The 12,423-nt window shown below is 68.4% G+C and carries 11 protein-coding genes; 4 read left to right on the top strand and 7 right to left on the bottom strand.

What is annotated here, in order from left to right; translation table 11 throughout:
- Positions 1-16: 16 nt before the first annotated feature.
- Entirely contained in the window at positions 17-1,306 is a 1,290-nt protein-coding gene (locus AB0I43_RS30685; RefSeq protein ID WP_356981185.1) for a diguanylate cyclase, read from the top strand.
- Here AB0I43_RS30685 and AB0I43_RS30680 read toward each other — a convergent pair.
- Entirely contained in the window at positions 1,303-1,470 is a 168-nt protein-coding gene (locus AB0I43_RS30680; protein WP_356981183.1) for a hypothetical protein, read from the bottom strand. The two genes, AB0I43_RS30685 and AB0I43_RS30680, sit on opposite strands and share 4 nt — an antisense overlap.
- A gap of 25 nt (positions 1,471-1,495) precedes the next feature.
- Between AB0I43_RS30680 and AB0I43_RS30675 the strand changes: the two genes are divergently transcribed.
- Positions 1,496-2,014 (top strand): CGNR zinc finger domain-containing protein, encoded by a 519-nt coding sequence (locus AB0I43_RS30675; protein ID WP_356981181.1) that lies wholly within the window; start codon positions 1,496-1,498, stop codon positions 2,012-2,014.
- A 19-nt stretch (positions 2,015-2,033) separates the two neighbouring features.
- Here AB0I43_RS30675 and AB0I43_RS30670 read toward each other — a convergent pair whose 3' ends face one another.
- Positions 2,034-2,420, bottom strand: a complete 387-nt coding sequence (locus tag AB0I43_RS30670) for a hypothetical protein (protein ID WP_356981180.1) — start codon at positions 2,418-2,420, stop codon at positions 2,034-2,036.
- A gap of 300 nt (positions 2,421-2,720) precedes the next feature.
- Between AB0I43_RS30670 and AB0I43_RS30665 the strand changes: the two genes are divergently transcribed.
- Positions 2,721-3,623 (top strand): bile acid:sodium symporter family protein, encoded by a 903-nt coding sequence (locus AB0I43_RS30665; RefSeq protein ID WP_356981178.1) that lies wholly within the window; start codon positions 2,721-2,723, stop codon positions 3,621-3,623.
- Here the strand turns inward: AB0I43_RS30665 and AB0I43_RS30660 are convergent.
- The 5 genes from AB0I43_RS30660 to AB0I43_RS30640 all read right to left on the bottom strand — a co-directional run bounded on the left by AB0I43_RS30660 (position 3,583) and on the right by AB0I43_RS30640 (position 9,112).
- Positions 3,583-4,761, bottom strand: coding sequence for an ROK family protein (locus AB0I43_RS30660; protein WP_356981176.1), 1,179 nt, complete (start codon positions 4,759-4,761; stop codon positions 3,583-3,585). The genes AB0I43_RS30665 and AB0I43_RS30660 overlap by 41 nt on opposite strands.
- Positions 4,762-5,143: 382 nt before the next feature.
- Entirely contained in the window at positions 5,144-6,388 is a 1,245-nt protein-coding gene (locus AB0I43_RS30655) for an ABC transporter permease (RefSeq protein WP_356981174.1), read from the bottom strand.
- On the bottom strand, positions 6,385-7,158 hold the full coding sequence (locus AB0I43_RS30650) for an ATP-binding cassette domain-containing protein (RefSeq protein ID WP_356981172.1): 774 nt from the start codon (positions 7,156-7,158) through the stop codon (positions 6,385-6,387). The genes AB0I43_RS30655 and AB0I43_RS30650 overlap by 4 nt, the downstream gene beginning before the upstream one ends.
- Positions 7,159-7,231: 73 nt before the next feature.
- On the bottom strand, positions 7,232-8,308 hold the full coding sequence (locus tag AB0I43_RS30645; protein WP_357433052.1) for a substrate-binding domain-containing protein: 1,077 nt from the start codon (positions 8,306-8,308) through the stop codon (positions 7,232-7,234).
- 114 nt (positions 8,309-8,422) lie between these two features.
- Positions 8,423-9,112, bottom strand: a complete 690-nt coding sequence (locus tag AB0I43_RS30640) for a 2OG-Fe(II) oxygenase (RefSeq protein ID WP_357433136.1) — start codon at positions 9,110-9,112, stop codon at positions 8,423-8,425.
- Between the two features lie 577 nt (positions 9,113-9,689).
- Between AB0I43_RS30640 and AB0I43_RS30635 the strand changes: the two genes are divergently transcribed.
- Complete coding sequence (locus AB0I43_RS30635; RefSeq protein ID WP_357433051.1) at positions 9,690-11,204, top strand: DUF222 domain-containing protein; 1,515 nt, start codon at positions 9,690-9,692, stop codon at positions 11,202-11,204.
- Positions 11,205-12,423: the final 1,219 nt, after the last annotated feature.

Here is a 12,423-nt window from a genome sequence, read left to right as displayed (position 1 = left end):
GAGTAGCAGGGGGACGGTGAGCGGGTTGGGTGAGCTGGCGGCCCGGTGGGCCGACGCGCTCGACGGCGTTGTCGCCCCCACCCTCAACCGCACCCAGATCGAAGCGCTGCTGGGCGATTTGTCCGAGGTGCTGATCGCCACGCTGCGCGAGCAGGCCGCGGCCCGCGTCGCCTACGACGCGGCCGCGGTCCTGGTGGCGGCGAACTACCGCGATCCGGTGGCGGTGAGCCGATCCATCGGACTGATCTGCCGCGACATGGTCGCCGAGATCTGCCCCAGCCGCGCCGGAGCCGACTACGAACGGGTGCGCGATCGCGCGATCACCGTCGCGGCGGAGTTCGCTGCGGGTTTCACCGCCGCGCTGCGCACCACGGCGCTGGGCGAACAGGAGACCACCCTGGCGGCGGCGCTGGCCGCGGCCCAGGAGGCCGAAGCGCGAAGACAACTGTCGGAGGCGCGATTCCAGGCCGTGTTCGAGGGCGCGTCGGTCGGCATCGGCACTCTGGACACCATGGGCCGGGTGCTGGACGTGAACCGCGCCTTCGCCGAAATGCTGGGTTTACCCCCCGACCAGATGCCGGGGCACTCGGTGGCGGAACTAATCGGCCCGGACAACATCGGCTACGCCTTCGAGCAGATGCAGCTGATGCTGTCCGGGCAGATCGACCGGTTCCGGCTGGAAACCGAGCACATCCGCCGCGACGGCGGCTTCGCCTACATCGACCTGTCCATGTCGGCGGTCCGTGACACCAGCGGACAGATCCGGTTCCTGATCGGCGTGGCCGTCGATGTCACCGCACGCCAGCAGTTGGCCAATCAGCTCTGGCACGACGCCAATCACGACAATCTCACCGGCCTGCCGAATCGAGTGCTCTTCTTCGACCGGCTGGCCGCCGCGACCGCGCCCCTGGGTGTCTGCTATCTGGATCTGGACGGCTTCAAGGACATCAACGATCGCTGGGGCCACACGGTCGGCGACCGGGTGCTGCGCGATGTGGCGCACCGCCTGCGCGCCGCGGTGGAGCCGGCCGGCGGCCTGGCCGCCCGCATCGGCGGCGACGAGTTCATCGTGCTGGTCGACAGATGCGAAGGCGAGCACCAGCTTTCCGCGATCGCGCGGCGGATCCGGGTCGCGCTGGCGGCGCCGATCGAGGCGGCCGGGCATCCGGTGACGGTGGGCGCGAGCATCGGCACGGTCTTCGCCGAGGAGAAGCCGCGCGATGTCGACACCCTGATGCACACCGTCGATACGGCCATGTACCGCGACAAGTCCACCGGGGGCGGCGCGCAGGCGCGGCGTCGCTAATCCACCTCGGCGAGCCGGAAGTCGCTGCCGCCGGCGGTGGCGATCACCCGGGCGTCTTCGCTGATCAGCCACTGCCCGCAGACGCAGCGCAGGTAGCGGGTCGAGCCGTGCGCCGAGACGAGAGTGGGCGAGGGCCACTGGCAGGTGGGGCAGCTGGTGTTCATGCCCCCAGCCTGATGTAATGGTTCAGTGCATTTCAACCCTTACGGCGGCGCGGCCGCGGAATTGGCCGCACAGCTGGTCAACGCCACGCCGGAGACCGATCTGCAACAGCTGCTCGACGACGCGGACTACCGGCCGCTGGGCTCGCTGAATCCGGCGCAGCTGGCCGAACTGCGGCGATGGATCGGCCGGCTCGACGCGGCGTTCAGCGCGCCGTCGGTGCGGCTGCTCAACGAGCTGCTGGCCGAAACCACCAGCGAGCCTTACATTTCCACCCACGACGGCCGGGCGCCGCATCTGCATTTCTCGCGCCTGGAGATCCCGACGGTCGAGCGGGTGAAGGCCTACACCGCGATGGGGCTCGCGCAATTGTTCTGCGAAGCGCCCGAACGGATCGGGCGATGCGCGCGCGAGGGCTGCGAGTGGGTGTTCGTGGACACCTCACGCAACGGCCGCCGCCGGTTCTGCACGACGCGCTGTTCCACCCGGGTACACGTAGCCGAACATCGGCGCGCACGGGCCGAGCCGAGCGGCGCCGCCCGGTAACCGGCCCGCGCGACCCGCCTCAGTTCGCGCTGCGCTGACCGTGTTTGCGGAAGCCCGGCAGCTGATCGGCCACGATCCACCGGCCGTAGGTCTGCGCGCCGGTGTCGTCGCGCCGGACCGGGCTGACCCAGGTCGGCCGCGGCATGGCGGCCGCGCGCTGCCCCCGGCCCACCAGGGGGACCTGTTGTGCCACAAGGTAATAATCGCCCTCGCCCTGGGGCTCGGGTAGGTATTCGCAGAGCTGTTCGGCCGCGTCGCCGAGCTGCGCGGCGGCCACCACGCCGCTCCACGGCGTGGAATCCTCGTTCTGGACGACGACGGCGGACACCGTCCACATGCGATTGCCGGTGGGGTGCTGGCAAGGATCGGCGGTGTCTCCCGCGTGTGCGTACGTGTTGTCGATCATCCTGCACCTCCGGTTGCTGCCCGGGGGAGGCTGTGCCTCCCGGTCTAACTTTCCTGCGCTCTAGCCCGATTCGATAATTCTAAGGAGAACTGGCCTGCAAATGAGTGTAGCGTCGGCCGAGCTGATCTTGGTGCCAATTCTTCCGTTGAAACACGTTCTGGTGCAGCCTGATTCGTGTGAATGCCAGTAACGGACGTGCCAGTTGAAACACGTTCTGGTGCAGCCAGATTCGTGTGAATATCGGTAACGGACGTGTCAGCGGTTACTGTGGTTGACACGTTCGACCTGGCGAGGTGACTCATGGATGGCTGGCCCGTCACCGTCGCGCTCCCCATCGCGCTGGCGCTCATCATGTTCGGGCTCGGCCTGGCGCTCACCGTCGCCGATTTCACCCGCGTCGTGAAATACCCGAAGGCGGTGGTGCTGGCGCTGGGCTGTCAGATCGTGGTGCTGCCGCTGATCGCCTTCGGCCTGGTGACGGCCTTCGATCTGGCTCCGCAGCCGGCGGTCGGCGTGCTGCTGCTGGCCGCCTCCCCCGGCGGCGCCACGGCCAACCTGCTCAGCCATCTGTTCCACGGCGACGTCGCCCTGAACGTGACGCTGACGGCGGTGAATTCGATCCTGGCGGTGGTGACGCTGCCGCTGCTGACCAATCTCGCGCTCGACTATTTCGCGCCGCCGGGCGCGGGCGGGCTCGGCTTACAGGTCGGCAAGGTCCTGCAGGTGTTCCTGATCGTGCTGGTGCCGGTGCTCGCGGGCATGCTCACCCGGCACTGGGCGCCCGGCTTCGCCCGGAGGATGGATCGTCCGGTCCGGATCGGATCGCTGGTCTTCCTGGCCTTCATCACCATGGCCGCGCTGATCGCCGAGCGCGGCAACATCTTCGACTACGTGCTCCAGGTCGGGCTGGTCATGCTGCTGTTCGCGGTGGCCAGCCTGGTCATCGGCTACTGGGTTCCCCGGCTCGCGGGCGTGCGGCGCGCGCAGGCCATCGCCTGCTCGATGGAGGTCGGCATCCACAACAGCACGCTTGCGATGACGATCGCGATCAGCCTGCTCGACGACGTGCGCATGGCGGTCCCGGCAGGCGTGTACGGCGTCGGCATGCTGCCGCTGGCCTACGCGGCGGGCGTGCTGATGACCAGGCGGCACGCCGAGTCGCCTAGCCCGGCGCGCGCAGCGGATCCGTCAGCAGATCGGTGAAGGCCAGCTCCGCGGCGCCGAGCAACGTGGCGTCGGCGGCCAGCGCCGAGGTGCGCAGGCGGACGCGCTCGCGCAGCGCGAGCAGGCCGTCGACCGCGAGCCGGCTGCGCACCTGCGCGGCCGAGGCCAGATACACCTCGCGCAGCACGCCGCCGAAGACCACCACCGACGGGTTGAAGATGTTGACCAGGTTGGCGACCCCGTAGCCGAGCCAGTCCCCGACCTGGTGCAGCGCGTCCCGTGCTCGGATGTCACCGCGCGCGGCCGCGTCGATGATCGCCTCGACCACGGCCCGCCCGGCGGGATCGGTGCGCCCGGCCGCGGCGATCAGCGCCAATTCCCCGGCCTCGGCCTCGAGGCAGCCACGCGATCCGCAGGCGCACGGGCGGCCGCCGGGGTTCACGATCATGTGCCCGACCTCGCCGCCGTAGCCGCCCTCGCCACCGATCAGATTGCCGCCCAGAATGATTCCGCCGCCGATGCCGACATCGCCGTGCAGGTAGATCAGGTTCTCCACGTCGACGCCGACGCCGCGTTCCCGTTCGGCGAGGGCGCCGAGATTGGCGTTGTTGCCCACCGTGACCCGCAGGCCGAGCGCCGCGGACAGCCGGGCGCCGATCGGGACGTCGACCCAGCCGATATTGGGGCCGTAGCGGACGACGCCGTCGGATTCGCGGACCATGCCGCAGAAGGCGACGCCGACGCCGGCGCACCGGGTGCCCGGACCGGCGCTGTCGATCATCCTGCCGGCCATCGCCGCCAGCGCGCCGAGTACCTCGTCCGGGTCGAAAGTCCCGCTGGTGCGCGGGGTTTCGACGCGGTCGAGTACTGCCCCGCCCAAGCCGACCCGGCCCGCGGCCAGCCGGTCCGCGCCGACGTCCAGCGCGACGACATAGACCTGCTCGGACGGACGCACCACCAGCGACGGCCGCCCCGCCTTCCCGGTCTGGCCGGGCAGTTCCTCGCTGACCAGGCCGGCGGCGGCGAGATCGGCGGTGAGCGCCAGGATCGTGCTGCGGTTCAATCCCATTCGCTCGGCCAGCACCGCGCGCGACATCGGGCCGTCGCGGTGGATGTGCCGCAGCAGAACCGCGAGATTGCGCCGCCGGATCTCCTCGGGTGCGGGGGCCGCTCGCATGCCGCGTCTCCCCCTCTCCCTGCGGCTGTGCAGATGTCGTGTGTGCTAGCTGTGCCTGCCTCCGCAGACACCTGTGTTGTGTGACCGACCGTGCTGGCGAACACAGCGTCCACGAGCACTGCGTCAGCCGGTGGCTCGAGCGTGCCCGCATGACACAGCGTCCACGAGCACTGCGTCAGCCGGTTGCTCGAGCGTGCCCGCAAGACACAGCGTCCACGACCACCGCGTCAGCCGGTTACCCGAGCATGCCCGCAAGACACAGCCTCCACGACCACCGCCTCAGCCAGTCACCCGAGCATGCCCGCAAGACACAGCCTCCACGACCACCGCCTCAGCCAGTCACCCGAGCGTGCCCGACGACACAGCGTCCATGAACACCGCCTCAGCCGGTTGCCCGGGCGCGCTTGCGGGACAAGGCGTCCACGCCGGCCGCCAGCAGCAGCACGAATCCTGTCACAACGAATTTCGTGCCCGCGCTGAAGCCCATCAGACCCATGCCGTTGTTGATCACGGCCACCACCGCCGCGCCGAGCACCGCGTCGAGCATGCGGCCCCGGCCGCCGAACAGGCTGGTGCCGCCGATGACGGCCGCGCCCACCGCGGTGAGCAGCACGTCGCTGCCACCGGTGTTCGGATCGACGGAGTTGGCGCGCGAGGCGGCGATCAGTCCGCCCACGGCCGCCATCGTCGAGCACAGCACGAACGCCGTGATCTTGATCCGATTCACGTTGATGCCGGCACGGCGCGCGGCCTCGGCGTTGCCGCCGACGGCGTAGACGTGCCGCCCGAAGGGCGTGCGGCGCAGCACGAAGGTCCACAGCAGCAGCAGCGCGGCGATCAGCGGCACCACGATCGGCATGCCCTGCAACGAGTTCAGTGCCGGGTTACGGCTGCGCTCGTCGTTGAGCACGCCGACGACCAGGCCCACCACCAGCGCCACGGCGGCGATGCGCAGCGCGATCACCGGCAGCGTCTCGCCGGTGAGCCCGAGTTTCGTGCGCGCCCGCAGCTTGCGCAATTGGATGAGCGCGAACCCGATCAGCAGTACCGCGTACATGACCCAGCCCAGCAGCGGGGGCACGTTCTTGTTCGCGATGGCCACGATCGTCGGATCCGTGATCGAGATGTTGCGGCCGTTGTCCATGATCTTCAAGGCGACGCCCTGCAAGGCGAGGAACGCCGCCAGCGTGACCACGAACGAGGGCACCCCGATCCGCACCACCACCGCGCCGATGGTGAGGCCGATCGCGACGCCGGTGAGCAGCGCGGCGGCCACGGCGACGTACCAGGGCAGTCCGCGGTCGGTGAGCAGCACCGCCAGCACCGCCGCGCACACGCCGCTGGTGAAGCCGGCCGACAGATCGATCTCGCCGAGCAACAGCACGAAGATCAGGCCCATGGCGATGACCGCGATCGCCGCGCCCTGGGTGAACAGGTTCGCGAAATTGGCCTGGGTCAGGAACACCGGGCGCGCGACGGAGAAGATCACCGTCAGCACGACCAGCGCGATCACCGAGGGCAGCGCGCCCATGTCGCCGCTGCGCACCCGGCCCACATAGGAGGTGACCAGATCGGTGAACGGCGCGGTGCCGGAGGCGGCCGGTTCCTTGGTGAGCGCCACGGTCATCGGCTGGCTCCCGTCGTGGTGATGCCGAGATCGCCGCTGCGTCCGGCGGTGATCAATTCGACGATCTGGGCGTGGGTGACATCGGAGGTCCGCACCTGGGCGGCCATCCGGCCCAGGTAGAGCGCGGCGATGCGGTCCGACACCGCGAAGACGTCGTTCATGTTGTGCGAGATCAGCACCACGGCCAGGCCGCGGTCGGCGAGGGTGCGGACCAGCTCGAGCACCTGCTGGGTCTGGGCGACGCCCAGCGCGGCGGTGGGCTCGTCCAGGATCACGACCTTGCTGTTCCACAGCACGGCCTTGGCGATCGCGACGGTCTGGCGCTGCCCGCCGGACAGGCTCGACACCTGCTGGCGCACCGACTTCACCGTGCGCACCGACAGGCCCGCCAGCGTCTTTCCGGCCAGTTCCTCCATGCCGTACTCGTCCAGCACGAGGCCGCGGCGGCGCTCCCGGCCGAGGAACATGTTCTGCACGATGTCGAGGTTGTCGCAGAGCGCGAGATCCTGGTAGACGATCTCGATGCCGAGATCGGCGGCGTCCCGGGGGCTGTGCACGTGCACCGGCGCGCCCTCGAACAGGAACTCGCCCGCGTCGATCGGATGCGTGCCGCCGATGCACTTCACCAGCGTCGACTTGCCGGCGCCGTTGTCGCCGACCAGCGCGGTGACCTCGCCCGGATAGGCGCTGAAGGCGACATCGTGCAGCACCTGAACCGCACCGAAACTCTTGTCTATGCCCCGCAATTCGATGATCGGGGTGTTGTCCATCGGGAAACTCCTAGCGCTCCCTCCGCGGTCCCCTCATCGAAACCGCGGAAGGAGCTGGTGCGGGTGGTGTGCGTCAGATCCCGTTGTCCGCGCAGAGTTTCGCGACCTCGCCGGTGCACAGTTCGCTCTCGCTGACGTAACCGTCGGCGATCACGTCCTTGACGTTGGCCTTGTAGATCGGCTTGGGCTCCAGCAGCACCGAGGGCACGTCCTTCTTGGATTCCGGATCGGCCACCGTGCCGTTGGTGGTGCCCTTCTCGCCCTTGGTCAGCTTGATCGCCAGCTCCGCGGCGGCGGCCGCCTCCTGCTTGATCGCCTTGTACACGGTCATGCACTGATCGCCGGCGAGCACGTTCTGCAGGCCCTGCACCGTCGCGTCCTGGCCGGTGACCGGGACCTGGCCGTTGAGCTTCTGCTTCTTCAGCACCGCGATGGCGGCGTTGGCCATACCATCGTTCGCCGCGGCAACGCCGCCGAGATTCGGGGTGCCGGTGAGCATCTGCTCGAAAATGGTGCCCGCCTTGGTGTTGTCCCACTCCGGGACCGCCTGGTCCGGGCCCTTGAGGTAGTCACCGGAGTCGAACTTGGGCTTGAGCACGCCGTCGTAACCGTTGCGGAAGAGCGTGGCGTTGTTGTCCGTCGGGCCGCCGTTCAGGTAGGCCACCACGGGCTTCTGGGCGTTCTTGTCCGACAGGCACTTCACCAGGCCCGAGCCGATCAGGTTGCCCACCTTCACATTGTCGAAGGAGACGTAGTACTCCGCGCCGCCGCCCAGGGTCAAGCGGTCGTAATCGATCACGGTGACGCCCTGGGAGCGGGCCTTCTCGATGACGGCCTTGCCGGTGCCGCTGTCCAGATTCGTGATCAGCAGGACCTTCGCGCCGTTGGTGATCATCTGGTCGGCGATGGTCTGGAACGCGCCCTTGTCCCCCTGCGCGTTCTGGATGTCCGCCTTCACCCCGCCCTTGTCGAACGCCTCCTGCAGATACTTCCGATCCGCGGTCTCCCAACGCGCGGACGTCTTGCTGTCCGGCAGGATCACCCCGATCTCGGCGCCGGAACCCTTGCCGCTCTCGTCGTCGCCGCAGGCGGTGAGAGAGGTGAGCAGCGCGGCCGAAACAGCGGTGATGGTGAGAATGCCCTTACGCATGGTGGGCCTTTCATCGGACCGCCCCGGGTGCGCCGGACGGTCGAGTCGAGCGAATGTTGTTCGCTGCAACATATTCCACTGTGACCTGGCGCACAACCATTTTCGACAAATCGGTCAACTCGCCTCGTGGAACACCAGCCCCAGGGTGTGGCGCACGCCGGAACGCAGCACGCTCACGCCGTGCCGCATTGGAGCGGCCGACCAACCGCGCGCGCTCGGGACCGGGCGGTCGCGGGTGGTGAAGATCAGTCCGTGCCCCTGCGGAATCGTGCTGGCGTAGCCGCGTGACTGCGCCCGCGCGCGCTGCTCGACCAGCAGGAACTCACCGCCGGTGTACTCGGTACTCAGACCCACCACGACCTGTAGCGGGAAGACCATGTCGCCGAACAGATCTCGATGCAGTGCGTTCCAATCCCCCGGGCCGTAGCGCAGCAGGATCTGCGCCGACCTCGACTGCCCTGCCGCGTGGCAGCGGGCTACCCACTCGTCGAGCGTGTCCGGCCAGGGGGCGGGGCGGGACAGTTTGCCGGCCCAGTCCCGGGCTATCGGGAGCAGTCTCGGATAGAACGCCTGTCGTAACTCGGCTATCAGTGGCGGTAGGTCGTGGGTGAAGTACCGGTAGCGGCCCGAGCCGAAGCGGTGGCGTGCCATCTCCACTGTGGATCGGAAGCGGCGGTCGTCCTCGAAGTAGGACGTGATTTCTGCGCATTGGGTCGGGTCGAGTAGTGGGGCTGTCAGGGCGTGTCCGTGTTCTCCCAGTTCAGTGCTGATTGCTGACCAATTCTGGTCGGCGACTGCGGTGATGGGTATCGGCACGGCCCTGGTCCTCTCGTCGGCGGTTTCGTCTCCAACTTGCAGGAGAGGCGGTTGCGCGGCTGGCGGTAATCGGACGGGACGTTCCTCGGGATCGGCTTCGAGGTCCGAGGGGTGAGTGCGCCTGGGAAGGCCGTGGAGGCACGGGGTAGGAAACCAACCATGCCTGGCACGCCGGGAGCCCTACCGGACTTACCAATCACCAGAACACGAACACTCGACGCGTCTCCCCGCCCCGCTGTGGTCCCGTTTCAAACCTCTCCATGAAAACCCATAGATTCTTCTTCTCATCGATCTCTGGAACCGGACCACAGCGGGGCGCCTGCGACCAGATCCACCATTCGCTTCCCACCGCGGCAGGTAAGCCCGGTAGGGCTCCCCACGCGCCCAGCACATTCGGTTCCCGCCCGGGTCAGCCACAGACACACGCGCCCAGGTTCACCGTCGAGCACGTGTCAGCAAAACCCTTGTGTTGTCAGCGTTTTCACAAACACACCGAATGTGAAGAGATCGAATTCAGACCCCACACACGATAGCGAACCGCTCTCGACAACGATAGAATTGGCACATGCGTTCGAGCAGCGAACCCAGCCCCGAAACCTCGATGACCGCCCCCCACCCCGCCGCGATCACCGACCCACTGCTGAGCGCCGCCACCGAACTCACCACCACCACCGTCACCCACCTCACCGACGAGCAAACCCTGCACGCACTCCGCGATCTCGAACAAGCCCGCCGCATGCTCGATTCCTTCGCCCACGCCCTGATCGTGCGCGCCAGCGAAGGCGGCCTACCCGCCCGAACCGGTACCGGCACCCTGCCCAAACTCCTCATCCACACCCTGCGGATCTCCCACCCCGACGCCACCGCCCGCGTCGCCGCCGCCCGCACCCTCGGCACCTGGCACGACCTCACCGGAACAGACGTCGAACCCCACCACCCCGCAACAGCCGCCGCCCAAACCGAGGGCGCCATCTCCACCGACCACGCCCGCGCGATCGCGAAGATCCTGCACAAAATCCCCGGCACCACCAGCAACCCCGATTTCGCCGCCGCCGAACACATCCTCGCCACCGCCGCCCGCGACGTCCACCCCGAAGACCTCACCACTATCGGCCGCGACATCCTGGCCCGCCTCGACCCCGACGGCCGCCTCAGCACCGACCGCGACCACCAACGCCGCCGCAGCCTGCGCCTGGGAAAACAACAACCCGACGGCATGTCCACCCTCACCGGCGAAATCACCCCGACCTTACGAGCACTACTCGAACCCGTCCTGGCCAAACTCGCCCGCCCCGGCATGAACAACCCCGACGACCCACACAGCCCCCACGGCAGCGACGACCACATCGACCGCGACATCCTCGACGCCGCCGCCCGACGAGACACCCGCAGCACCGGTCAACGCACCCACGACGCCCTGCAAGCACTGCTGTCCCCCAACGTCGACACCTCGACCCTGGGCACCCACCGCGGATTGCCGGTCTCCACGATCCTGACCCTCTCGGTCACCGAGGTCGAGGCCGCAGCCGGGGTCGCGACCACCGCCACCGGCGGCACCGTCCCCCTCACCGACGCCCTCGAGCTGGCCCAGCAAGGGTTGCCGTGGCTGATGGTGTTCGACCACGCCGGCGTCCCCCTCCACCTGGGCCGCACCAAACGCCTCGCCACCCCAGCTCAGCGGCTCGCGTTGATCGCGGCGCTGCGTGGTTGCAGCCGACCCGGATGCGACGCACCGGCCAGTCTGTGCGCGGTACACCACGTACGAGACTGGAACACCCACGGCGACACCGACATCGAGAACCTGACCCTGGCCTGCGACCGCTGCCACGCGATGGTCCACGACGGACCAGGCGGCTGGAAAACAGTCACCCTGGACCAGGATTCCCAGTTCCCGGGCCGCACCGGCTGGATCGCGCCACCCCACATCGACCCCACCGCCACCCCACGCGTCAACCACCGCCACCACACCAGCGAACTACTCGCCACCACCCTGGCCCGCATCCACGAACAACGAAACCAGGAACGCGAACAACGCCAGCGGTGGCTATCCAGCCACACGCGACACACCCACGCGGCTTGAGCCGAGAGTTGCTTCAGCAGTCCAGCACTGATCGGCGGTCGACTGGTGAGCGGGCAGCTGCAAGCGGGTTCGGCCGAGACGACCGTGCGCCAACCACTATTGCGCTGACGAGTGAACTGTCCGCCCACCACCGCCACCAAGTCGACGGAGGCGCACGCAGTGGCCGACATGAACAGAGCCGCGCCCAACCACCCCACCAAATCGCTGCGGCACCACACAACGGCCGACAGGAACAGGCGCCACGCCCAACCACCCCACCAAATCGCCCCAGCACGACGCAACGGCCGACAAGAACAGCGCCGCGCTTCACCACTCCGCCGAGACGCCCCAACACCACACAGGCGACCGACACTGTTCGCTCTCGGGCGCTGGCGCTGGGATACGCCTTGGACCCGACCACCGCATGCACGCGCGCGGGGCGGCACACCGTGAAAGGCGCAGGAAATGGATCTTTCCCGACGTGTGGCACTACCTGACCGCCGGGGCGAACTGGTCCGAGCCGACCAGGATTACCCAGCGCATTCACGGGCACCTTGGGTGCGCGGAACTGCACCCGACCACCCCACCAAATCGCCCCAGCACCCACGTAGCGGCCGACACTGTTCGCTCTTGGGCGCTGGGGCACGCTCTGGACCGGGCCGCCGCATGCGCGCGCGTGCCGGCGCACCGCAAAAGCGTAGGCGTATGAACCTTTCCCCGACGTGTGGCGCTACCTGACCGCCAAGGCGAACTGGCCCGAGCCGACCAGGATCACCACGCGTCCTCGGGCACCTCTGGTGCACGGAACAGCACCCGACCACCCCACCGAGTCGGACCCAGCCCCCTCAGCGGCCGACGACACTGTCCCCCTCGGGCGGCGGCACGTCCTGGACCCTGAGGGTCTGGCGGGGTCGCACAGCGAAACCTAAGGCGCAGGTGCCTTTTCCACGATGCGCGGCACTATCTGACCATCAGCGCGAACTGCTTCGGGCCGACCGGGATCACCCAGCGCGTCCTCGAGCACCTGTGGAACACGAACAGCACTTGACCACCCATCATGTCGACCCAGCACCACACAGCGACCGACACCAACAGTGCACTGACCACTGCTAGCGGTCGACGGGGGCAGCGGGTCGACGCTGGTTCAGCTCGGGCGGTCTCGCGGGCGGGGTGTGGGCGGGGTGGGTGTACCAAAAGCTTGGTGGCGGCGCTGACGTGTCGCCGCTTCTCGGCGCGGTGG

It is taken from the genome of Nocardia sp. NPDC050435 (assembly GCF_040655395.1).
Taxonomy (GTDB): domain Bacteria; phylum Actinomycetota; class Actinomycetes; order Mycobacteriales; family Mycobacteriaceae; genus Nocardia.
This window is presented reverse-complemented; position numbering and strand designations above follow the sequence as displayed.

Excerpts from the sequence above, each read along its gene's own strand:
- AB0I43_RS30680 (WP_356981183.1), bottom strand. The coding sequence starts at position 1,470 with ATGAACACCAGCTGCCCCACCTGCCAGTGGCCCTCGCCCACTCTCGTC.
- AB0I43_RS30665 (WP_356981178.1), top strand. The coding sequence starts at position 2,721 with ATGGATGGCTGGCCCGTCACCGTCGCGCTCCCCATCGCGCTGGCGCTC.
- AB0I43_RS30660 (WP_356981176.1), bottom strand. The coding sequence starts at position 4,761 with ATGCGAGCGGCCCCCGCACCCGAGGAGATCCGGCGGCGCAATCTCGCG.
- AB0I43_RS30670 (WP_356981180.1), bottom strand. The coding sequence starts at position 2,420 with ATGATCGACAACACGTACGCACACGCGGGAGACACCGCCGATCCTTGC.
- AB0I43_RS30655 (WP_356981174.1), bottom strand. The coding sequence starts at position 6,388 with ATGACCGTGGCGCTCACCAAGGAACCGGCCGCCTCCGGCACCGCGCCG.
- AB0I43_RS30635 (WP_357433051.1), top strand. The coding sequence starts at position 9,690 with ATGCGTTCGAGCAGCGAACCCAGCCCCGAAACCTCGATGACCGCCCCC.
- AB0I43_RS30650 (WP_356981172.1), bottom strand. The coding sequence starts at position 7,158 with ATGGACAACACCCCGATCATCGAATTGCGGGGCATAGACAAGAGTTTC.
- AB0I43_RS30645 (WP_357433052.1), bottom strand. The coding sequence starts at position 8,308 with ATGCGTAAGGGCATTCTCACCATCACCGCTGTTTCGGCCGCGCTGCTC.